We start from the raw sequence: 22,232 nt of genomic DNA, 5'->3' as shown, positions 1-22,232 counted from the left end.
CATGACCCTGGAAACCATCGCTCCCCTCGGCGATGATGCCGCGTCGGCTTGCCCGCGCTGGCCGCCTGACGGCAGGAGACGCCTTTTTGGACACGCCACGCGACCGCTTCCTGAACGGCGAGGAACCGCCGCCTGGGTGTCTGGACGAGGCGGTGCTGTCTTCCTGGCGGCGTCTGCGCGACCGGGCGACGGAAAACGCCGCCCCTGCGGTTCGGACGGAGCGGCTTTCGGCGGACCCGCGGGCGAACCGGCTGCTTGGCAGCATAGCCGCCACCGGCGCCCTGATCCTCGGCTCGATCCGCCTGATCCTGGGCCGCGATCATCCGGTCGCCATCGTCTTGGCCGATGCCGGCCTGATCGTCCACAGCGTGGCCGGAGACCGCCCATTCGTCGGGCAACTGGACGCGGCCGGTATGGGCGAAGGACGGTCGGCGGCGGAGGACGCCATAGGCACCAATGCCATCGACCTGTGCCTGCGGGAACGGCGGCCCATGGTCACGTCCGGCTGGCAGCATGTCCGCCCCGGCTTGACGAACTCCGCGATCGCCGCCGCGCCTCTGTTCGGCTTGAACAGCGCCTTGCACGGCGCCATCGCGCTGGTGTCGGACGCCTCGGTCGGCACGGACACGCTGAGCGGCCTTGCCCTGCTGTGCGCGGAGAGCACCAGCGCCCAGATGGGGGCATTGGAGACCAGCGGCAACCTCGACCGCATGCTGGGCGAGCAACGTGCCATCGTCGACAGCATTTCCGACGGGCTGCTGGTGGTGGACGAGGATGGCCGGGTCCGCCACATGAATGCGCCGGCCGGTCGCATCCTGACCCTGAACCCGGAGCAGAGCGTCGGCCGCCGCTTCGCCGAACTTCTCGATTTCGAGCCGATCATCGCGCCGATCTTCCGGAGCGGCATCGGCTATTACGACCGTGAACTCATCATCGATTCCGGCCGTCGCCACCTGCACCTGATCGATACCGCCATTCCCATCAAGGATGCCCAAGGCAAGGTCCAGTCGGTCGTCAACACCTTCCGCGAGTTCAACCGGGCAAAACGGATCGCCCAGCAGATCGCCGGCAGTCCGGCACGCTACACCTTCGACGATATCATCGGCACATCGGAGTGCCTGCGGCAGGCCGTCGGCGACGCCCGCAAGGCGGCACTCGGCACCGCGAACATCCTGCTGAACGGACCGAGCGGCACCGGCAAGGAAGTCTTTGCCCAAGCGATCCACGCCTATGGCGACCGCCGCGACGCCCCCTTCATCGCCGTCAATTGCGCCGCCTTGCCGCGCGAACTGATCGAGAGCGAGCTGTTCGGCTACGTCGCCGGCAGCTTCACCGGAGCGCAGAAGGGCGGGCGGCCGGGCAAGTTCGAAATGGCGTCCGGCGGGACGATCTTCCTCGACGAGATCACCGAGATGCCGCTCGACCTCCAGGCGAAGCTGCTGCGCGTTCTCCAGGAGCGCGAGGTCACACGCATCGGCGCCACCCGGCCCATTCCGGTCGACGTCCGGGTCATCGCCGCGTCCAATCGCAACCTGAAGGACGCCATCGCCCGGCGGGAGTTCCGCGACGACCTCTATTATCGTCTGCATGTCGTCTCGATCGCCATTCCGGCTCTGAAGGAGCGCAGAAGCGACATCCCGATGCTGGCGACCCACTTCCTGCGCAAATACGCCGCCGCCGCGGGCAAGCCGGTCTTCACCATTTCCGACGCGGCCCTGCAAGCCATGACCGGGTACGATTGGCCGGGCAATGTGCGTGAGCTGGAAAACACGCTGGAGCGCCTCGTCGTGCTGTCCGACGGAACGGAGATCCAGCATTTCGACCCGCCCGGCGACGCACGGGTGCCGCCCCCGTCCCCGGCCGTGGCTCCGGCCGTGAAGACGCTGCGCGAGCACGAACGCGACGTCATCGCCGCGACGCTGACCCATGCCGATCACAACGTGACGAAGGCGGCGGAGATCCTCGGCATCGCCCGGCCGACGCTCTACAGCAAGATCCGCGACTACGGCATCGCCCTGCAACGCGCCGGAGCGGGCAAGCCGTCTTGATTCCGAACGATCGTAAGATTCCATAACGTTTCATTTTCTTACGCCTCCTGTTGGACGCGATGGCCCTCAAGGTTCGCAGCCCCTCCCCTGTTCTAGGCAAGTAACTCATTTCGTTTGGTTTTATGCCTGCTTCCCCGGTTCGGCGAAGCTTGGCACGGGCGTTGCGTTGTGATGGGCGAGCCCCCTGAACAGGAGACAGCCCGCATGGCAAGCCCTTTGGATCCGGAGCGTGTCGAGACGGTGCACCTCGTCGTCGCCCCGTCGATGACGGCCGACGCCTTTGCCCGCGACCCGGACGAACACTATCCGCAGGTCCTCGCCACGCCGGTGATGATCGCCGAGATGGAGCGCGCCTGCGCCGCCCTGCTGCGCCCCCTGCTCCAGTCCGGAGACCTGTCGGTCGGGGCCAGGCTCGAGGTGTCGCATGTCGCGCCGACGCCGGTCGGCGGCCAGGTGAGGACCAGTGCCCGCTTCACCGGCCGCGAGGGCGCCCTCTACTGGTTCGACGTCTGGTCCGAGGATGACGGCGGCAAGATCGGCCAGGGCCGGCACGCCCGCGCCATCCTGCCGCAATCCGCCATCGAATCCCGTGCCGCCGCACGCGCCGGTTCCTGACCGGTGCTTCCACCATCCAGCCCGAGGCACCGATGCCGACCTCCGATCTTCTCCATCCCGATTTTGAAACCTTGGGCGACGGCGACGTCCGCGCCCTGCAGGACCGCCTTTGGGCCGGACAATGGGCCTATGTGTCCGGCCGGTCGGCGATGTACCGGCGCATGCTGCCCGCCGGCATCGGGCGGCCGGTGACGCTCGACGGCCTCCAGGATCTGCCGCTGACCGACAAGGAGGATCTGCGCGCCGGCCAGGAAGCCGCCTATCCCTTCGGCGACTATGTGGCCTGCCCGGAGGATAGCATCGTCCGCCTGCATCGAACCTCCGGCACCACCGGCCGTGCGCTCAACCTCGCCAATAGCCGGCAGGATTGCGACCGCATCGCCACCATCGGCGGCCGTGCGATGCATGCGTCCGGACTGCGGTCGACCGACCGCGTGGTGCATTGCCTGAACTATTGCATGTGGACCGGCGGCGTGACCGACCACATGACGCTGGAGGCGGCCGGCGCGACGGTGGTGCCCTTCGGCATCGGCAACACCAGGCAGCTTCTCCAGACCATCCTCGACCTGAAGGTCACCGCCATCTCCTGCACGCCGTCCTATCCGGCCCTGCTGGAGAAGCTTCTGCGTGACGAGGGCGGTCCGGCACCGCGCGACCTCGGGCTTCGGCTCGGCCTGTTCGGCGGCGAGGCCGGGCTGGACAATGCGGCCTTCCGCGCGACGATGGAGGAAACCTGGGGCTTCGGCGTGCGCAACGCCAATTACGGCCTCAGCGAGGTATTGAGCACGCTGGGCAGCCAGTGCGAGGCGACCACCGACCTGCATTTCCACGGCAGCGATTACCTGTTCGCCGAGATCCTCGACGCGGAGGGCAACCGCCTGCCGATCCGCGAGGGCACGGTGGGCGAACTGGTCTGCACCCACATCGAAAAGGAATGCCAGCCGCTGATCCGCTACCGCACCCGCGACGTCATCACCGTGACCGGCACCGGGCGTTGCGACTGCGGCCGCACGTCCTGGCGGTTCCGCGTCAGCGGGCGCACCGACGACATGTTCAATGTCCGCGGAATCAACGTCTTCCCCAGCGCGGTCCGCAAGGCGGTCAGCAGCCTGCCGGCCCTGTCGTCCGGCCATTTCCGCATCCGGCTGGTCGGGCCGGGACCGTACGACCGCATCCAGCTGCGCGTGGAGGCGGCCGAGGGGTTGCCCGAGACGGCATGGCCCGCGGCTGCGGCTGACCTGGAAAAGGCGGTGCGTGAGCAGGCCGGGGCGACCGCCATGGTCACCATGATTTCGCATGACTCGCTGCCGCGCACCGCCGGCAAGACCGACTGGATCGAAAGGGTCGGGTCATGAGCACGGTCGATCTCGATGTGACGGCCGGCATCGGCCGCGTGACGCTGAACCGGCCGGAGCGGATGAACGCCATCGGCACGATCCTGCTGCACGACCTTCACGCCGCGCTGACCGAAGCGGCGGAACGCCCGGACGTCTCGGTGATCCTGCTGTGCGGTGCCGGACGGGCCTTCTGCGCGGGCGACGACCTGAAGGAGTTCGACCAGCAGACCCGCGACGATGCGGCGATCCGCGCCCACATCGCCGGCATCCAGCAGATCACCCACGACCTGATGTTCGGGTCGAAGATCGTCGTGGGGGCGGTGCACGGCTTTGCCGTGGGCGGCGGGTTCGAGTGGTTGCTGAACTGTGATCTCGTGGTCGCCTCCGACGACCTCCAGGCCTTCTTCCCCGAAATGGATTGGGCACAGTTCGTGACCGGCGGGGTGACGCATCTGCTTCCGCTGGCGGTCGGCTATCAGCGGGCCATGGAGCTGATGCTGCTGGGCGAACGGCAATCGGCGGCGTGGCTGGCCGAACTCGGTCTGGTCAACCGGGTGGTCCCGCGCGAGGCGCTGCTCGATACCGCCATGGCGCTGGCGACCACGGTCGCCGGGAAGTCGCACTTTTCCACCGGCCGGCTGAAGCGCCTGATGACCGTCGACCTCTCCGACACGCTGCGCCGCGCGCTGGACCTGGAAGCGGCGGCGGCTGTCGAGGCGTTCGGCAATCCCGAAGCCGCCGAACGCGTCGCCCGCTTCGCGACGCGCAAGTCGTCTTGAGAAAGGGAACGGGAATGGACGCGATCAAGGCCGTCACCTTCGATTATTTCGGCACGCTGGTGGACGTCGATGCCGGCGGCACCGCCGGCATGGCGGAGCTGCTGTCCAGGCTGGGACGCCGCGACCTGGACGCCGCCGCGCTCTATCTCGACTGGGACATGCGCAACGTCCAGCTCTACCGGTCGTCCGCCTATCGCCGCTACCGCGAGGTCGCCGCCGAAGCGCTCGCCGCCACGCTGGCCGGAGCCGGAATCGCCGGGCTGGATGCTGACCGGCTTCCGCCCCTGACCGACACGCTGCTGACCGGCCTGGTCGAGCAGGCGCCTCCGCACCCCGAGGTGCCGGAGATCCTCGCCCTTCTGGCGGCCAAGTACCCGCTGATGCCGATCACCAACATGGACAGCGACCTGTTCGCGCGCAGCCGGCTGGCCTCCTTCTTCCCAAGCGTCACCACCGCCGAGATGGCCCGGGCCTACAAGCCGTCGGAGCGCATCTTCCGTCTCGCTCTCGACCGGCTGGCCCTGGCCCCCGGCGAGGTTCTGCACGCGTCATTGGCCTCCTGGGCGGACATCGACGGAGCCAAGCCGCTGGGGATGCGGGTGGCCTGGATCAACCGCACGCAGGACAGGCTGGGGCCATGGCAGCCCCGGCCGGACCACGAGTTCGCCGATCTCACCGGATTGCGCGGGGTGCTGGCCTTCTGACACCGGGGGGCGCCGCAAGGCCGCTCCTGCCAAGACACGTCCGCCGCATGCGGTTCGGCGGACGGATGCAACGACACGACAACATGCCGCTTCAACGAATGGGGAAGTTCCATGTCTCGATCCGAATCCCGATCCGACGCGTTCATCCAAAGGTCGTTCCGCAGCAATCTTCTTCGTTTCGGCATCTCCCTTGCGGCGCTGATGCCGGCAGCGGCGGCGGCCGACGTCAAGCTGGGCCTTGCCGGGCCGGTCACCGGGCAATACGCCTCCTTCATGGAGCAGATGCGGCGCGGCGCCGACCTCGCCGTCGCCGATCTCAACGCCGCCGGCGGCATCAATGGGGAGAAGGTCGTCCTGCAGGTGGCCGACGATGCCTGCGATCCCAAGCAGGCGGTGGCCGTCGCCAACCGCTTCGTCGCCGACGGCGTGCAGGCGGTGGTCGGACATTTCTGCTCCAGCTCCACCATTCCGGCGTCCAGCGTCTATGCGGAATCCGGACTGGTGATCGTCACGCCGGCCTCGACCAACCCGACCATCACCGAACGGGGCCTGACCAACATGTTTCGTGTCTGCGGGCGCGACGACCAGGCCGCCGGGGTCGCGGCGAAACAGATCGTCGGCCGCAACCTCGGCCGGACCATCGCCATCGTCCACGACAAATCCACCTACGGCCAGGGCATCGCCGAGGGGGTGCGGACGGAGTTGGCGCAGCAGGGCCGCAACGTCGTTCTGTTCGAAGGCATCACCCAGGGAGAGCGCGATTTCTCGTCGCTGGTCGCCCGGATGAAGGCCTTGAACGTCGATATCGTTTTCTTCGGCGGGTATCATACAGAGGCCGGGCTGCTGGTGCGGCAGGCGTCCGAACAGGGGCTCAAGACCCGGTTCGTTGCCGGCGACGGTTTGGCGACCACCGAATTCGCCTCCATCGCCGGGCCGGCCAGCGATGGGGTGATGTTCACCTTCTACCCGGACCCGCGCGCCAACGCCGGCACCGCCGATCTGGTCCAGCGCTTCCGTGCCGCCGGTTTCGAGCCGGAGGGCTTCACCCTCTACACCTATGCCGCCGTCAAGGTGCTGGCCGATGCGGCCAAGGCGGCGAAGACGATGAAGGGCGACAGGCTGGCCGATGCGCTGCGTGCGGGCACCTATCGCACCGTGCTGGGCGATATCCGGTTCGACCGGAAGGGCGATCCCAACTCCGAGCCCTTCGTGCTCTATGCCTGGAGCAACGGCACCTACGCTCCCCTGAAGTGATCCCGGCGGTACGCCTGCCCTGACGAAGGTCCCCGTTACCCGCACCGATTTGCGGCTGGTGTCGGCAATGACCCTGTTGGCAATGCGATCGCCGCATGGGCTATGCTGACGGTTATGTTCAAGTGCCTGATTGTTTCATGTGCGATGCTGGCGTGGACGGCGGCCGCGCGGGCGGAGCCGGAGACCGTGCGCATCGGCGTGCTCGCCTATCTGGGCTCGGAGCGGGCGGCACGCGACTGGGAACCGACGCTTGCCCATCTTGAGCACGCGATACCGGATCGCCGCTTCATCGCGCTGCCGCTCGACCTCCCGGGCATGGTGCTGGCGGTCGCCGACCGGCGGGTCGATTTCGTCATCACCAACCCCGGCAACTACGTCACGCTGGAGGCCCGGTTCGCGGTGACGCGGATCGCCACGCTGGAATCCGGCCTGCCGGCCTTCCCCATCGCGGCGGTCGGCTCCACCATCATCCGCCGGGCCGACCGCCAGGGGATCCACACGCTCGCCGACCTCAAGGGCAAGCGGCTGGCGGTGGTGTCGACCGATGCCTTCGGCGGCTTCCAGATCGCATGGCGCGAGATGGAGGACGCCGGCATCCACCCCTTCACGGATCTGGCCGCGCTGATCCCGGTCGGCTTTCCGATGGAGGGCGTGGCGGATGCGGTGCGCGACGGCACGGCCGACGCCGGCGTGTTGCGCGCCTGCCTGCTGGAGGAGCTGGAAGCGCAGGGCCGGGTCGCGCCCGGCACCTTCGCTGTGGTGGGAGCGCGGCAGACCGACGCGCTGCAACCCGACACGCCGCCTTGCCGGGTGTCGTCGCGCCTCTATCCCGACTGGCCGTTCGCCCGGCTGGCGCACACGCCGCGCGGCCTTGCCCGGCAGGTCGCCGCCGCGCTGCTGACCATGCCGGCAACCGACGGGCGGGCCTGGACCGCCTCGCTCGACTACACGACGGTGCACGAGCTGTTCCGCACGCTGCACATCGGCCCCTATCCGAAAACCCCGCCGACGCTGGAGGATCTCCTGCGCCGGAACTGGCACTGGCTGGCGGTCGCCGGCGCGGCGGTGCTGTGGTGGGTGATCCACGCCGCGCGGGTCGAGGTGCTGGTCCGCCGCCGCACCGCCGAGCTGGTCCACGAGATCGCCGAGCGCGAGCGCGCCGAAGCCGCGGCGCTCCGCCTGCGCGAGGAGCGTGACCAGCTCTCGCGGCTCGGCATCGTCGGCGAGATGGCGAGCACCATCGCCCATGAACTGAACCAGCCGCTGGCGGCGATCGGCAATTTCGCCGGGGGCATGACCCGGCTGCTCGACGCGCCCGCCCCCGACCTCGACCGGCTGCGCGCCGGGGCGCGGTCGGTGGTCGAACAGGCCGAACGCGCCGCCGCGATCATCCAGCGCACCCGTGGCTTCGTCAGCCGTCGCGGCGCCCAGCGCTCCACCCTGGCGGTCGGTGCCGTGGTGGAGGAGACGCTGTCGCTGTTCGGCACGCCGTCCGACCTGCAGCTGTCCATCGTCGCCGAAGCGGCAGCGGACCTGCCGCCGGTGCAGGCCGACAAGGTGGAGTTGCAGCAGGTGGTGTTGAACCTGTTGCAGAACGCCGTCGACGCGATGCGGCCGGCCGACGGCGGCACCATCGCCGTGCGCGCCGCCCTGTCCGACGGCATGGTGATGATCGAAGTCCGCGATTCCGGGTCGGGTGTGTCCGACGATGCCAGGATGCGGATGTTCGAACCCTTCTTCACCACCAAGCCCGACGGGCTGGGGCTGGGGCTGTCGATCTGCCGGACCATCGTCGAGCGGCATGGCGGGCGCATCTGGGCCGAGCCCTCGCTGCCCCACGGCCTGGCCGTCCGCTTCACGTTGCCACCCTCTTGCGGCCCGTCCATCATCCCATCCATCGAGGATCCCATTCCATGACCGACACGCCCCTGGTTCTGATGGTGGACGATGACGAGGCGATGCGCGGTTCGGTCGGCTATCTGCTGGCGTCCGTCGGAATCGCCTGCGAAACCTTCGCGTCGGCCGAGGCCTTCCTGCGCTCGCCCCATCTGCGTCCGCCGCTGCGGCCGGGCTGCGTCCTGCTGGATGTCCGCATGCCCGGCATGAGCGGGATCGAGTTGCTGCGCCATCTGAGGGAGCAGGGCTGCAAGCGGCCCGTCATCATGATCACCGGCCACGGCGACGTGCCGCTTGCCGTCGCCGCGCTGAAGGGCGGGGCCGAAGACTTCATCGAGAAGCCCTGGAAGGATCAGACGCTGCTCGACGCGGTCAACGCCGCGATCCGGAAATGCCGTGACGTGCTGACGCGCAGCGCAGGGCGCGAGGCGGTGGAGGCACGCCTGGCCCAGCTCAGCCGGCGAGAGCGCGAGGTGCTGACCCTCGTGCTCGACGGGCGGCAGAACAAGGAGATCGCGGCGGCGATGTCCATCTCCGTCAAGACCGTCGAAGGCCATCGCCAGATGGTGATGGAAAAGATGGGCGCACGCTCCGTCGCGGAGCTCGCGCGGTTGATGCTGGCGCCCGGCGAGCGGATCTGAGGCCGGCGATCCCGCCGCATCCGCCGTACGACGCGGACCGAAAGGCAAGGGTTTACCCTTGGTCGGCACCGGAATCCACCCGGTGGCGCCAATTGTTCGTCGAGCGTACTGTCCGTGGCGGACAAGAAACCGGCGGTGCGCCGGACTGACATCGGGACAGACATGACCAAGTTGCGGCCAGACGGAGAGGCGACTCTCCGAACCGATCCGCTCGCCCCCGGCGCGGATGTTTCGTCCGGCCGGTTGCGGCGGGCGCCCGAGAATTTCCTGACCCCGGAAGACATCCGGCAGGTCGGCCGGGGCCGGCGCGATTTCCTGCGCGCCAGCTTCCTGACCGCCGCCGCAGCGACCGCCGCCACCGTCGCGGCGACGGCAGGCGGCCGGGCAGCCGCCGCGCCGGCTGCGACCGCCGGCATCGGCGATCCCGACATCCTGAACCCGACCCCCTGGGGCAGCAGCCTCGGCCAGCCGGTGGCCGCCACCCCCTACGGCCTGCCGTCCAGGCACGAGCGCGGGCTGGTGCGCCGGCAAAGCCCGGGACTGACCCAGGTGGCCGCCGCCAGCGTGTCCTTCGCACCCCTGCAGGGTCTGTTCGGCATCATCACCCCGTCCGGCCTGCATTTCGAGCGGCATCATCAGGGCTGGCAGGACATCGACCCGACCCGGCACCGCTTCATGATCGACGGCGCCAAGCCGGGGTTCGTGAAGACGCCCAAGGTCTACACGATGGACGACATCCTGCGCCTGCCCCCGGTGTCGCGCATGCATTTCATCGAGTGCGGCGCCAACACCGGCATGGAATGGGGCAACGTCGCGGTGCCCACGGTGCAGTACACCCACGGCATGCTCTCGTGCAGCGAGTTCACCGGCGTGCCGCTGCGCACGCTGCTGGAGGATTGCGGCGCCGACCTGAAGGCCGCGAAATATGTGCTGGCCGAGGGCGGGGACGGATCGTCGATGACCCGCACCATCCCGATCGAGCCGGTGCTGTCCGGCGAGGTGCTGGTCGCCTACGGCCAGAACGGCGAGATGCTGCGGCCGGAAAACGGCTATCCGCTGCGCCTCGTGGTGCCGGGGGTCCAGGGGGTGTCGTGGGTGAAATGGCTGCGCCGGGTCGAGGTCGGCGACCGTCCTTATGCGACCAAGGACGAGGCGGTGCATTACATCGACCTGATGCCCGACGGCCAGCACCGGCAATACAGCTCGGTCCAGGAATGCAAGTCGGTCATCACCACCCCGTCGGGCGGCCAGACCCTGATGGCCAAGGGCTATTTCACCATCAGCGGGTTGGCGTGGTCGGGCCGCGGCAAGGTCAAGCGGGTCGACGTCTCGGTCGACGGCGGCGTCAATTGGGTGGAGGCGACCCTGCAGACGCCGGTCCTCTCCAAATGCCTGACCCGCTTCACCCTGCCCTGGAGCTGGGACGGGCAGCCGGCCCTGCTGCAATCGCGCGCCATCGACGAGACCGGCTTCGTCCAGCCCGGTTACGGCCAACTGCGCGCGGCGCGCGGGTCGCGGTCGATCTACCACAACAACGCGATCCAGACCTGGCAGGTCGCCGAAAACGGGGACGTGAACAATGTCCAGATTCTGTAAGGCGGCACTCGCCGGCCCCGCCCTCGCCATCCTGCTCGGCATTTCAACGGGCCTTTTGCCGGGCGGGACCGCCCTGGCCGACGGCTTTCCCGGCGTCGGACGTCCGGCCACCCCGGCGGAGGTGAAGGCGTGGGACATCGACGTCGGCCCCGACTTCGCCGGCCTGCCGCCCGGCTCCGGCACCGTGTCGCGCGGCATGGACATCTGGGAGGCCAAATGCAGCAGCTGCCACGGCACCTTCGGTGAAAGCAACAGCGTCTTCAACCCGCTGATCGGCGGCACCACCGCCGAGGACATCAAGTCCGGCCATGTCGCCACCCTGAAGCGGACCGACTTCCCGGCGCGGACGACCGTGATGAAGGTCGCCACCGTGTCCACCCTCTACGACTACATCCGCCGGGCCATGCCGTGGAACGCGCCGAAGTCGCTGAGCGACGACGATGTCTATGCCGTGCTCGCCTACATGCTGAACCTCGCGGAGATCGTGCCCGACGATTTCGTCCTGACCGACAGGACGATCCGCGAGGTCCAGGCGCGGATGCCGAACCGCAACGGCATGACCACCGCGCACGCCCTGTGGCCCGGCCCCGGCCTGCCGGATGCGGCGGCCAAGCCGGACACCGCCAACACCGCCTGCATGACCAAATGCAAGCCGTCGGTCCAGTTGGCCTCCCACCTGCCCGACCATGCCCTTGGCGCGCACGGCAACCTCGCCGCCCAGAACCGGATTTTCGGCCCGGTCCGCGGCCAGCGCACCGGCCCGGACGAGGCGGCGGCCGACAAGCCGCCCCCCGCCCTGACGCTGGCGGAGGAGTCCGGCTGCCTGTCCTGCCACGCGGTGGACACGCGGATCGTCGGGCCGAGCTACAGCGAGATCGCCGCCCGCTATCGCGGGAGCGACAGCACCGACGCGCTGGTGTCCAAGGTCAAGGCCGGCGGCGAAGGCGTCTGGGGCGCGGTGCCGATGCCGCCGCAACCGGACCTGAACGACGACCAGGTGAAGACCCTGGTCGCCTGGATCCTGGCCGGCGCGCCGGCGAAATGACGTGATCGAGAAGGAACCCCAGTCATGACACCGAGACTATTGGAACGACGCCAGCTCCTGGCCTTCCTGGGAACATTGGCTGCGGCCGGGTTCGTCCTGCCGCGGATGGCCTTCGCCAACTGGGACAAGGCGGCCTTCGACGCCAGGACGATGGACGAGGCGCTGAAGGCGCTGGGCGCCGGCACGCCGGGCCAGAGCGGCGACGTCCAGATCGTCGCCTCCGACATCGCGGAGAACGGGGCGGTGGTGCCGGTCCAGGCGATCAGCAAGCTGCCCAACACCGAACGCATCGCCATCCTGGTCGACAAGAACCCCAGCATGCTGGCGGCCTCCTTCGACCTGATGCCCGACACGATCCCCGAGGTCACCGCGCGCATCAAGATGGGCCAGACCTCGAACGTCGTCGTCCTGGTCAAGGCGGACGGCAAGTTCTACGCCACATCCAAGGAAATCAAGGTGACGCTCGGCGGCTGCGGCGGCTGAGCGGACAGGAAGGGAGCACCAGCATGGGCAGTCCGATGAAGATCCGCGCCTCCGTCAAGGACGGCGTCACCGAGATCAAGGTCCTGATGGGCCACGAGATGGAAACCGGCCAGCGCAAGGACGCCAACGGCGCGGTCATTCCCGCCTGGTTCATCAACGAGGTCACCGCCAAGCTCGACGGCAAGACGGTGATGCAGGCGCAATGGGGGCCGTCGATCTCCAAGAATCCCTACCTCGCCTTCAAGGTGAAGGGCGGCAAGGCCGGCGACAAGGTGTCCGTCACCTGGGTCGACAACAAGGGCGACACCCGCACCGACGAAGCCGCCGTGACGTAACCGGGCTCTCGAACCGGAAGCGGGGGCGCGTCCGGCACACAAGAACAAGGACGGGAGGGAACAGGGATGGACCGGGCAAGCGTTGGGATCATGGCGTTCCTCGCGGTGTCGGCGGCCGCCGCGACGGCGGCCTACGCCCAGAAGGATGCGGCGCAGGAAGGCATCGAGGCCTACCGCGAGGCCTTGCAGGACGGCAACCCCGCCGAACTGTACGAGGCCAGCGGGGAGGAGCTGTGGAAGACGCCCGCCGGACCGAAGGCGGCGTCGCTGGAAGGCTGCGACCTCGGCCTCGGCCCCGGCGTGGTCCGGGGCGCCTACGCCCTGTTGCCGCGCTATTTCGCGGACACCGACCGGGTCCAGGATCTGGAATCGCGCCTGCTGACCTGCATGCAGACCCTCCAGGGCAAGGATCCCAAGCCCTACATCGAGGCCTCCTTCACCGCCCCGCCCAAGGAGGAGATGAACGCCCTGGCCGCCTACATCTCCGGCCAGTCCAAGGATGCGCCCATCGCGGCGACGCCCAGGCATCCCAAGGAACAGGCGATGTACGAGCTGGGCAAGCGGATGTTCAATTACCAGGGCGGCCCATACGACTTCTCCTGCGCCACCTGCCACGGCCAGGAGGGCACGCGGATCCGTCTCCAGGATCTGCCCTACATCCCGGGAGCCAAGGGGGCCGCTGCGGGCTGGGGCAGCTGGCCGGCCTACCGGGTCAGTTCCGGCCAGATGTGGTCGATGCAGTGGCGCCTCAACGACTGCTTCCGCCAGCAGCGTTTCCCCGAACCCGTCTACACCTCCGACGCGACCATCGCGCTGTCGATGTACATGGCGGCCAACGCCAGCGGGGCGACGATGAAGACACCCGGAATCAAGCGCTGACGGAGGCCGCCATGAAACATATCGCCCTGCTCGCAGTCACCCTGCTGCCGCTGGCCGCCGGTCCCGCCCTCTCCCAGACGGCGAGCTGGGGGCCGGGGGCCGACGACGCCGCCTTCTCCCGCATGCTGGCCGCCAGCTTCAAGGACAAGGGCATCGCCAAGGTCGACCGACTGACCCAGGACGAGACGCAGGCCTTCTGCTCCGATCCGGAGGCCGCCGCCAGCCCGGCCGCCGCCGCAAGGCGCGAGCGGATCGAGGCCGCCAACATGGCGACGGTCAAATGGCCGTCCGACGGCCAATGGCTGGGCGACTGGAAACAGGGCGAGGCGATCGCCCAGAGCGGGCGCGGCAACACCTGGACGGACAAGCCGGACGGGGCCAACGGCGGCAACTGCTACAACTGCCACCAGATCAGCCCGGCCGAGATCTCCTACGGCACCATCGGCCCCAGCCTGACCCAGTACGGCGCGCTGCGCGGGCGGGACGAGGAGACGCTGAAGGCGACCTGGGCCAAGATCTACAACGCCAAGGCCAGCAACGCCTGCTCCAACATGCCGCGCGCCGGCCACATGGGCATCCTGGGCGAGACGCAGATCAAGCATCTGATGGCCCTGCTGTTCGACCCCAAATCGCCCGTCAACGCATCGCCCGTCAATACCCAGCCGGGGCCGGCCAAATGAACCGCCGCGAGTTCCTCAACGTCCTGGCCGCCGCCAACGCCGCCGGCCTGCTGCTGCCCGCCGGTTTCGCCCGCGCCCAAACGGCGGCCGATGCCATCTACGACGCGCCGGCCTTCGGCACGGTGTCGCTGCTGCACATCACCGATTGCCACGCCCAGCTCAAGCCGATCCATTTCCGCGAGCCGAGCGTCAATCTCGGCGTCGCCGGCATGGCCGGGCGGGCGCCGCATCTGGTCGGAAACCGGCTGATCGAGCATTTCCGCATCGCCCCCGGCAGCCGGGAGGCGCATGCCTTCTCCTGCCTCGATTTCGAACGGATGGCCGGACTCTACGGCAAGGTCGGCGGCTTCGCCCATCTGGCGACTCTGGTCAAGCGGGTGCGGGCCAACCGTCCGGGCGCCCTGCTGCTCGACGGCGGCGACACCTGGCAGGGCTCGGGCACCGCGCTGTGGACCAAGGGGCAGGACATGGTGGAGGCGGCCAAGCTGCTGGGCGTCGACGTCATGACCCTGCATTGGGAATGCACCTACGGCCAAGACCGGGTGCGCGAGGTCGCGGAAAAGGACTTCGCCGGGCACATCGAGATCGTCGCCCAGAACATCAAGAGCGCCGATTTCGGCGACGACGTGTTCAAGCCCTACACCATGCGCGCGGTGAACGGCGTCAAGGTGGCGGTGATCGGCCAGGCCTTCCCCTACACGCCGATCGCCAACCCGCGCTACATGGTCGCCGACTGGACCTTCGGCATCCGCGAGGAGGACATGCAGAAGACGGTCGACGACGCCCGCGCCGCCGGGGCGGCGGTGGTGGTCGTGCTGTCGCACAACGGCATGGACGTCGACCTGAAGATGGCCTCGCGGGTCGCCGGCATCGACGCGATCCTCGGCGGCCACACCCATGACGGCATGCCGGCCCCCAGCATCGTCGCCAATCCCGGCGGCAGGACGCTGGTCACCAACGCCGGCTCCAACGGCAAGTTTCTCGGCGTGCTCGACCTCGAGGTGACCGGCGGCCGGGTCGCCGACTTCCGCTACCGGCTGCTGCCGGTCTTCGCCGACCTGCTGCCCGCCGACCCGGAGATGGACGCGCTGATCGCCCGCGTGCGCGCGCCCTACGAGGCGGCGCTGGGCGAGACGCTGGCGGTGACGGATGGCACGCTGTACCGGCGGGGCAATTTCAACGGCAGCTTCGACCAGTTGATCCTCGACGCGCTGATGGCGGAGAAGGATGCCGAGATCGCCTTCTCGCCCGGCTTCCGCTGGGGAACCAGCCTGCTGCCCGGCCAGCCGATCACCATGGAGAACCTGCTGGACCAGACCGCCATCACCTACCCCTACGTGACGCTCAGCAGCCTGTCCGGCGCGCAGATCAAGACGGTGCTGGAGGATGTCTGCGACAACCTGTTCAACCCCGATCCCTATTACCAGCAGGGCGGCGACATGGTGCGCGTCGGCGGCCTGTCCTACGCCTGCGATCCCATGGCGCCGGCCGGGCAGCGCATCCAGGACATGACGCTGAACGGCAAGCCGCTGGAGGCGTCGAAGACCTACAAGGTCGCCGGCTGGGCCCCGGTCGCGGAGGAGGCCAGGACGGCGGGCGGCGAGGCGATCTGGGATCTCGTCGCCCGCAACCTGCGCGCCCGCAAGACCGTCGCGCCGTCCCGCCTCAACCTGCCGGTCCTGAAGGGCATGGACGGCAATCCCGGCCTCGCCGCCTGACGCCGGATCCTTCGAACGCCGCCCCGAACGCCGCCCCCCGAACCGAAAGACCGCCGCCATGAGCCTCCGCCGCCTCCTCGCCCCTCTGCTTTTGCCCGTGCTCCTGCTGTTCGGCGCGGCGGCATCCATGCCGGCGCTGGCCCAGGACAAGGTGGTCTACCACATCGACAATGCTGCCGAGCAGGGCACCAAGGCCCTGCGCAACATCCGCAACCACCTGGACGTCGCGCCGAAGACCGAGATCCGCGTCGTCACCCATGCCGAGGGGGTGGACCTGCTGCTGGAAGGCGCCCAGGACAAGAAGAACAACATCGACTACGGCCCGCTGATCTCCGACCTCAAGGGGCGCGGCGTCCGCTTCGAGGTGTGCGAGATCACCATGAAGCGGCGCAACCTGACCAGGGACCAGTTCGTGATGGAGGCGGAATTCACCCAATCCGGCGTCGTGCGCATCACCGAATTGCAGGCCCGCGACCGTTACGCCTACATCAAGCCCTGAGGACGCCGCCGCCATGGGTGTCGCCATCACCATCGACGGCCTGATGGAAGCGCTGGGCGAGGACCGCTTCCTGGCGCTGGGCGGGCTGCTGATCGGCACGCTGTTCGGGGTGCTCGCCCAGCGCTCCCGCTTCTGCCTGCGCGCCTCGACGCTGGAGGTGGCGCACGGACGGTTGGGCGAACGGCTGGCGGTGTGGCTGCTCGCCTTCTCCACCGCGCTGATCGCAACGCAGGGCTTGATCCTGCTCGGCCTGTTCGACACCGGCAACGTCCGCCAGCTCAACAACCCCGGCAGCCTGTCGGGCGCGGTGATCGGCGGGCTGATGTTCGGCTGCGGCATGACACTGACCCGCGCCTGCGCCAGCCGCATGCTGGTGCTGGCGGCCACCGGCAATCTGCGGGCGCTGCTGTCGGGGCTGGTGTTCGCGGTGGTGGCCCAGGCGGCGTTGCGCGGCGTGCTGTCGCCTGCGCGCGAGGCGATCAACGGCTGGTGGACGGTCGGCAGCGCACAGCGTGACCTGCTGGCGCTGGCCGGCGTCGGGCATGACGGGGCGTTGCTGTTCGCGCTGGGCTGGCTGGCTGCCGGTGCGGCGATTGCCCGGCGCAACCGCCTGTCGGGCTGGTCCTGGCTGGGAGCGGCGGGCGTCGGCCTGACCGTCGCCGCCGCCTGGTGGTTCACCTGGCGCAGCGCCGCCGCCGCCTTCGAGCCGGTGGCGATCCATTCCCTGAGCTTTACCGCGCCGTCCGCCGATTTCCTGATGCTGGTGCTGTCGCCGCCGGGCGCCCCCTGGGGGTTCGACACCGGGCTGATCCCCGGCGTGGCGCTGGGCGCCTTCCTGGCCGGGCTGGCCGGGCGCGACCTGAAGCTGGAAGGCTTCAACGACGGCTCCACCATGCGGCGCTACATCGTCGGCGGCTGCCTGATGGGATTCGGAAGCGTCCTGGCCGGCGGCTGCGCCATCGGTGCCGGCGTATCCGGCGCCTCGATCTTCGTGCTGACCGCCTGGCTCGTGCTGTGGTCGATGTGGATCGGCGCCGTGCTGACCGACCGGGCGATCGACCGCAAGACCGGCCGGCCGGTACGCGCGCGCTCGTCCGACGCCGCCGCCATCCCGCCGGTCGCGGCGCAATGACCGTCCAGGAGGTTCCGAATGTTTCGCCTGCCACGCCGCCGCCTGCTCGCCGGCGGAACCGCCGCCTTCACCGCCCTGGCAACCCTGCCGGGATTGGCCACGGTCCGCGCCTTCGCCGCCGGGGTCGAGGCCTTCGTCAAGGGGCCGCCGGTGCCCGACCGGCCCCTGGTCCAGGTCAGCCCGCATGTCTGGGTCATCCGGGCGCCGGACGGCTTTCCGACACCGCAGAACCAGGGGATGATGGCGAACATCACCTTCGTCGTCGGGCGCGAGGGCGTGATCGTCGTCGATTCCGGGGCCTCGCTCCAGATCGGCGAGATGGCGATCCGCATGCTGCGCACGGTCACGAACCGGCCGGTGGTCGGCATCGTCAACACGCATTACCACGGCGACCATTGGCTCGGTAACCACGCCTTCGCCGAGGCGTTCGGCGAGGATCTGCCACGCTACGCCCTGCCGGAGACACGCGCGGCGATCCTCGGGCTGGAAGGCAGCGCCTGGCAGAGCGCGATGGTGAAATGGACGGCCCAGGCCTCCGCCGGCACCCGGATCGTCGCCCCCAACCGCGACGCGGCCCATGGCGACGAGTTGTCGCTCGGCGACGTCCGGCTGCGCCTGCACCATTACGGGCGTGCCCACACGCCGTCGGATCTGTCGGTGGCGGTGGTCGAGGACGGGGTGATGTGCGTCGGCGACGTGATGATGGACCGGCGGATCGCCAACATGGACGACGGCTCCTACCTTGGCACGTTCGAGACCATGGACCGGCTGCGGACCGACAGCGACACCCGCATCTGGCTGCCGGCCCATGGCGAACCCGGTCCCGGCGTGCCGGTCTGGCAACGCACCCTGTTCGAAGGAATCTACGAACCCTGCGCCGCCGCCGTGAAGGCCGGCCGGTCCATCGAGGAGGCGAAGGCCGCGGTGCTCGCCGACCCGCGCGTTGCATCCCGTGCCGCCGAGACCAAGGGGTGGGACAGCAACATCGGCAAATACATCAGCCTCGCCTATCTGGAGGCCGAACAGGCCGATTTCTGAACAAGCCCCTTTGGAGCGGGAGCATGCCGGCCGTCCATGCTGGCGGCTCTTCGCATGGACGACCCTCCCCCCAATCGATGTATCTCCCGCACCGGCATCTGACCGGCCGGGTCACACAAATCGCGTGACCCATGCGCTACCCGCGTTTGAAATATTCCCTCCTCATTGAAGATGGAAGATCGCTCTCTTCCAGAAGGAAGGCATCTATAATATTTCCAATAGTGATCGACATATTTGCCGATTGCATTAGATGCCGATTATATAACAGTTCGGCAAATCTATGTTGCTGCACTCTTATATATGCGTATGTATCATAGCCTGTATCGGCGGAGACATCAGCAGGGTCGCTGGCAATGCTCAGGCGCACCGAAATCAGTCCGGCACGGTTTCGCAGGAACTCCGCGCCGAATGCGTTGCAGGCACAGACGATGGCTGCCGACGGGAATCCGACCGTCGCGCGCCTCGCCCATCCGCGGAAACCATTGAAAATATGGGTCCGTTCGGCACCGTCGACTGACAGGGTTTCCTCCGGCTTTTGCATCGACCACCCGTGACGGACCAGGGGCTCCGCAGCCCACAGGATCCGGCGGCCCATCCAGGAGTGACCATGTTCCGCGGAATGAAGATCGGCGCCCGCTTGGCGCTTGCTCTGGCGGGAAGCGTCGTGCTGGCGGTCGGCACCACAACGCTCAGCAACATGTGGCTCAGCGGCGTGCTTGTCGAACAGGCAGCAGGCAAGCAATTGAGGACGCTTCAGGAATTCCTGGACGCCAAGGTCTCCAGCGAGGCCCGGCGCGCCCTCACGCTCGCCAGCGGGCTGGCAGGCAATGCGGAAATCCAGGCGGCGCTTGCCGCGCAGGACCGTGGGCGGCTGACCGGCATGCTGGTGCCGGGCTTCAAGGACCTCAAGGAGCAGCACGGCATCACGCAGATGCAGTTCCACACGCCGGCCTCGGTGTCGTTCCTGCGGGTCCATCGACCGGAGAAATTCGGGGACGACCTTTCCTCGTTCCGCTTCACCGTCGTCGAGGTCAACAAGACCCGCAAGCCGGTCTTCGGACTGGAGAATGGTGTGGAAGGCCTCGGCATTCGTGGCGTCGTGCCGATGGTGAGCCAGGGAACCCCCATCGGCTCCTTCGAGGTCGGCCTGTCCTTCGGCAAGTCGTTCTTCGAGGCCTTCCAGAAGGAAACCGGAGCCGATATCGCATTCCACGTCGCGAAGGACGGGAATTTCGAGACCTTCGCCTCGACCTTCCGCCAGGCACCCGCCATCGGGCCCGACCAGATGAAGGCGGCCCTGGCCCAGGAGTCGGAGGTGCGGACATACCATCTCGGCGACGCCAGCTACGCCGTTCGGCTCGTTCCGATCCGGGACTATCGCGGCACCGCGATCGGGGTCTGCACCATCGCGATGGATCGGGGTGCTTTCGATGCCCAGATCGCCGACGCGCGCCTGTCCTCGATCCTGATCGGATTGGGGGTGCTCGCGGCGGCGCTCGGCATCGCCTGGCTGATGAACCGGGGAATCGCGCATCCGATCCAGGCCATGACCGGGGCCATGGGCGAACTCGCCAACGGGAACACCGATATCCGCGTCCCCGGAATCGGGCGTCGCGATGAGATCGGCGCCATGGCCGGCGCCTTCGAGATTTTCCGCCGCAGCATGATCGAGGCCGAAACGCTGCGGTCCGAGCAGGAGACGCTGAAGCGCCGCGCCGACGAGGAGCGGAAGGTGGCGATGCTCGACCTCGCCCACCGCTTCGAGGGCAAGGTCGGTCACCTGATCGGAACCCTGTCGTCCGCCGCAACCGAGATGGAGGCCTCCGCCGGCTCCATGTCGGCCACCGCCGAGCAGACGAACCGGCAGTCCGTGGCGGTGGCCACCGCTTCGGAGGAGGCCTCCGTCAATGTCCAGACCGTCGCCGCGGCTACGGAGGAACTGGCCGCCTCCATCAGCGAAATCGGGAACCAGGCGGCGCAATCGCGCAGCGTTGCAGGAAAGGCGGTGATCGACACGAAGCAGACCGACGAGGCCGTGCGCAAGCTGGCCGGCAGCGCGGACCGGATCGGACAGGTCGTCGACCTGATCCAGGACATCGCGAGCCAGACCAATCTGCTGGCATTGAACGCCACCATCGAGGCCGCCAGGGCCGGCGAGGCCGGGAAAGGGTTCGCCGTCGTCGCCTCCGAAGTCAAGGCGCTAGCCAACCAGACCGCGCGGGCGACCGACGAGATCAGGCAGCAGATCTCCCAGATGCAGGAGGATGCGAACGGTGCCGTCGGCTCGATCAAGGGGATCGGCGGCGTGATTTCGGAGGTCAGCGAGATCGCCGCGGCGATCGCGGCGGCTGTCGAGGAGCAGGGGGCGGCCACACAGGAGATCTCGCGCAACGTCCAGCAGGCGGCCATCGGAACGCAGGAGGTTTCGTCCCATATCGCCGGCGTCCGCGGGGCCGCCAACGAGACGGGAGCGGCGGCGACGCAGGTTCTCGGTGCGGCCCGCGACTTGTCGCGTCAGGCCGAGGTTCTGACGACCGAGGTGAAGGGATTCCTCAACGACATCCGGGTGGCCTGAGGCGAGGTTGCCGCTTTTTCGGCGCAGGCCGTCCCGCTGTGCATCGGCGAGGAACAGCAGGCCGGTTTCGGGGGAAACGGCATCTCGGTAAGAGCGGCATGTGCAGCCGAAGCTCTTGATCCTGACGTGTCGGGATCAAGAGCCTTTGGTGTAATTCATAAATCGGCCTGTCTCACAACCGCCGACACGGTCCGTGATCTCTGTCTTGTCACCTTGACGCTGCACGCTGGTTATCGCCTGCAGTCGGCTGGGTTGGGCTTTCGAACTCCACCATCGCAAGATACCATTGGTCCGACAGGGCCTTTGCGAGGCTGTCGGCGGTGGGGAAGGAACGGCACAGCAGCGCGTCACCATGGACGAATCGTTCGCGCAGGCTCTCGATCGTCATCGCGATCAGCAGGCGCAGGACGCCCTCGAACCTGCCGCGTTCTTCCGCGCTGAAAGCCTGTCCGCGACGGCGGGCGACGGCCGCGATGATGCGGTCGACCCATTCGGAGTTCATGCGCTCACGCATGCGCAACACCTCGGGATCCCGCGTGGCCAGTTCCGAGAACAGGCTGTAGACGCCCGCATTTGCCTCATAGGCACGGCAATAGTCGGTGTTGGCGTTCAAGATCGCCTCGTACCTGCTTCGCGGTCCCTTCGTCACGGTGCGACGGAAGGTGACATGCTCGAAGAACAGGTTGACGAGGACGGCGGCGCATTCATCCATGTCTTTGAAATGATTGTAGAAAGTTCCGCGCGACAGCCCGGCTTCATCCAGCAACGCCTCCACCGTCATCAGCTTTCCTCGTGTGGTGCGCAGGTGGCGGGCGACGAGGGAGAGCAGCATATAGCGCGTCCGCTCCCGCTTCGGGCGCGTCCGTTCCCGGCTCTTGATCGCCAGCACCTCTTCGAAGAAGAGAGGGGGAACCGTTCCGTCCCGCTCAGGATCTTTGCCCTGAAATTCTTCATCCTGCCGCATTTTTGTGCCCTCAC

General features: G+C 68.1%; 21 protein-coding genes. 19 read left to right on the top strand and 2 right to left on the bottom strand.

All coding sequences use genetic code 11. From position 1 onward, the window contains the following. Positions 1-86: 86 nt before the first annotated feature. The 18 genes from ABMY26_RS10255 to ABMY26_RS10170 all read left to right on the top strand — a co-directional run bounded on the left by ABMY26_RS10255 (position 87) and on the right by ABMY26_RS10170 (position 18,679). Positions 87-2,048, top strand: a complete 1,962-nt coding sequence (locus tag ABMY26_RS10255; RefSeq protein WP_372395594.1) for a sigma-54 interaction domain-containing protein — start codon at positions 87-89, stop codon at positions 2,046-2,048. A 204-nt stretch (positions 2,049-2,252) separates the two neighbouring features. Beyond that, positions 2,253-2,663, top strand: coding sequence for a thioesterase family protein (locus ABMY26_RS10250; protein WP_372395593.1), 411 nt, complete (start codon positions 2,253-2,255; stop codon positions 2,661-2,663). A 32-nt stretch (positions 2,664-2,695) separates the two neighbouring features. Continuing rightward, positions 2,696-4,018 carry a phenylacetate--CoA ligase family protein gene (locus ABMY26_RS10245; RefSeq protein WP_372395592.1) on the top strand — a complete coding sequence of 441 codons (1,323 nt, stop codon included), beginning with the start codon at positions 2,696-2,698 and terminating at the stop codon, positions 4,016-4,018. After that, the gene (locus ABMY26_RS10240) at positions 4,015-4,779 is read left to right on the top strand and encodes an enoyl-CoA hydratase/isomerase family protein (protein WP_372395591.1); all 765 of its coding nucleotides are present in this window, start codon (positions 4,015-4,017) and stop codon (positions 4,777-4,779) included. The genes ABMY26_RS10245 and ABMY26_RS10240 overlap by 4 nt, the downstream gene beginning before the upstream one ends. A gap of 14 nt (positions 4,780-4,793) precedes the next feature. Then, the gene (locus tag ABMY26_RS10235) at positions 4,794-5,483 is read left to right on the top strand and encodes an HAD family hydrolase (RefSeq protein WP_372395590.1); all 690 of its coding nucleotides are present in this window, start codon (positions 4,794-4,796) and stop codon (positions 5,481-5,483) included. A 111-nt stretch (positions 5,484-5,594) separates the two neighbouring features. Continuing rightward, entirely contained in the window at positions 5,595-6,737 is a 1,143-nt protein-coding gene (locus ABMY26_RS10230; protein ID WP_372395589.1) for a branched-chain amino acid ABC transporter substrate-binding protein, read from the top strand. A 144-nt stretch (positions 6,738-6,881) separates the two neighbouring features. After that, complete coding sequence (locus ABMY26_RS10225; protein ID WP_372395588.1) at positions 6,882-8,654, top strand: PhnD/SsuA/transferrin family substrate-binding protein; 1,773 nt, start codon at positions 6,882-6,884, stop codon at positions 8,652-8,654. Continuing rightward, on the top strand, positions 8,651-9,274 hold the full coding sequence (locus tag ABMY26_RS10220; protein ID WP_045585666.1) for a response regulator transcription factor: 624 nt from the start codon (positions 8,651-8,653) through the stop codon (positions 9,272-9,274). Before ABMY26_RS10225 ends, ABMY26_RS10220 begins: the two co-directional genes overlap by 4 nt. Before the next feature lie 162 nt (positions 9,275-9,436). Continuing rightward, complete coding sequence (soxC, locus tag ABMY26_RS10215) at positions 9,437-10,870, top strand: sulfite dehydrogenase (protein ID WP_372395587.1); 1,434 nt, start codon at positions 9,437-9,439, stop codon at positions 10,868-10,870. Continuing rightward, a complete protein-coding gene (locus ABMY26_RS10210) occupies positions 10,854-11,915 on the top strand; it encodes a c-type cytochrome (RefSeq protein ID WP_372395586.1) in 1,062 nt (353 codons plus the stop codon). Before soxC ends, ABMY26_RS10210 begins: the two co-directional genes overlap by 17 nt. A gap of 24 nt (positions 11,916-11,939) precedes the next feature. Further along, positions 11,940-12,398: a thiosulfate oxidation carrier protein SoxY gene (soxY, locus tag ABMY26_RS10205; protein WP_372395585.1), complete on the top strand. Its 459-nt coding sequence runs from the start codon at positions 11,940-11,942 to the stop codon at positions 12,396-12,398. 23 nt (positions 12,399-12,421) lie between these two features. Then, positions 12,422-12,733 (top strand): thiosulfate oxidation carrier complex protein SoxZ, encoded by a 312-nt coding sequence (soxZ, locus tag ABMY26_RS10200; RefSeq protein ID WP_372395584.1) that lies wholly within the window; start codon positions 12,422-12,424, stop codon positions 12,731-12,733. Positions 12,734-12,799: 66 nt separating this feature from the next. Then, complete coding sequence (gene soxA / locus ABMY26_RS10195) at positions 12,800-13,612, top strand: sulfur oxidation c-type cytochrome SoxA (protein WP_372395583.1); 813 nt, start codon at positions 12,800-12,802, stop codon at positions 13,610-13,612. Positions 13,613-13,623: 11 nt separating this feature from the next. Then, entirely contained in the window at positions 13,624-14,292 is a 669-nt protein-coding gene (gene soxX, locus ABMY26_RS10190) for a sulfur oxidation c-type cytochrome SoxX (RefSeq protein ID WP_372395582.1), read from the top strand. Beyond that, positions 14,289-16,010, top strand: a complete 1,722-nt coding sequence (soxB, locus tag ABMY26_RS10185; protein ID WP_372395581.1) for a thiosulfohydrolase SoxB — start codon at positions 14,289-14,291, stop codon at positions 16,008-16,010. Before soxX ends, soxB begins: the two co-directional genes overlap by 4 nt. 58 nt (positions 16,011-16,068) lie before the next feature. Beyond that, complete coding sequence (locus ABMY26_RS10180; protein ID WP_372395580.1) at positions 16,069-16,509, top strand: DsrE family protein; 441 nt, start codon at positions 16,069-16,071, stop codon at positions 16,507-16,509. A 13-nt stretch (positions 16,510-16,522) separates the two neighbouring features. Then, a complete protein-coding gene (locus tag ABMY26_RS10175; protein ID WP_372395579.1) occupies positions 16,523-17,641 on the top strand; it encodes a YeeE/YedE family protein in 1,119 nt (372 codons plus the stop codon). A gap of 18 nt (positions 17,642-17,659) precedes the next feature. Further along, entirely contained in the window at positions 17,660-18,679 is a 1,020-nt protein-coding gene (locus ABMY26_RS10170) for an MBL fold metallo-hydrolase (RefSeq protein WP_372395578.1), read from the top strand. 136 nt (positions 18,680-18,815) lie between these two features. Here ABMY26_RS10170 and ABMY26_RS10165 read toward each other — a convergent pair whose 3' ends face one another. Next, positions 18,816-19,220, bottom strand: coding sequence for a hypothetical protein (locus ABMY26_RS10165; protein WP_372395577.1), 405 nt, complete (start codon positions 19,218-19,220; stop codon positions 18,816-18,818). Positions 19,221-19,286: 66 nt separating this feature from the next. Here ABMY26_RS10165 and ABMY26_RS10160 point away from each other — a divergent pair, with 66 nt between their 5' ends. Beyond that, the gene (locus tag ABMY26_RS10160) at positions 19,287-21,254 is read left to right on the top strand and encodes a cache domain-containing protein (protein WP_372395576.1); all 1,968 of its coding nucleotides are present in this window, start codon (positions 19,287-19,289) and stop codon (positions 21,252-21,254) included. A gap of 208 nt (positions 21,255-21,462) precedes the next feature. On the opposite strand, the gene ABMY26_RS10155 is transcribed toward ABMY26_RS10160, so the two are convergent. Then, positions 21,463-22,218, bottom strand: a complete 756-nt coding sequence (locus ABMY26_RS10155; protein WP_372395575.1) for a TetR/AcrR family transcriptional regulator — start codon at positions 22,216-22,218, stop codon at positions 21,463-21,465. Between the last annotated feature and the right edge of the window lie 14 nt (positions 22,219-22,232).

The organism is Azospirillum sp. HJ39 (genome assembly GCF_041507355.1).
Classification (GTDB): Bacteria; Pseudomonadota; Alphaproteobacteria; order Azospirillales; family Azospirillaceae; genus Azospirillum; species Azospirillum thiophilum.
The sequence above is the reverse complement of the archived record's forward strand: the minus strand, read 5'-3'. Positions and strand labels throughout refer to the sequence as shown.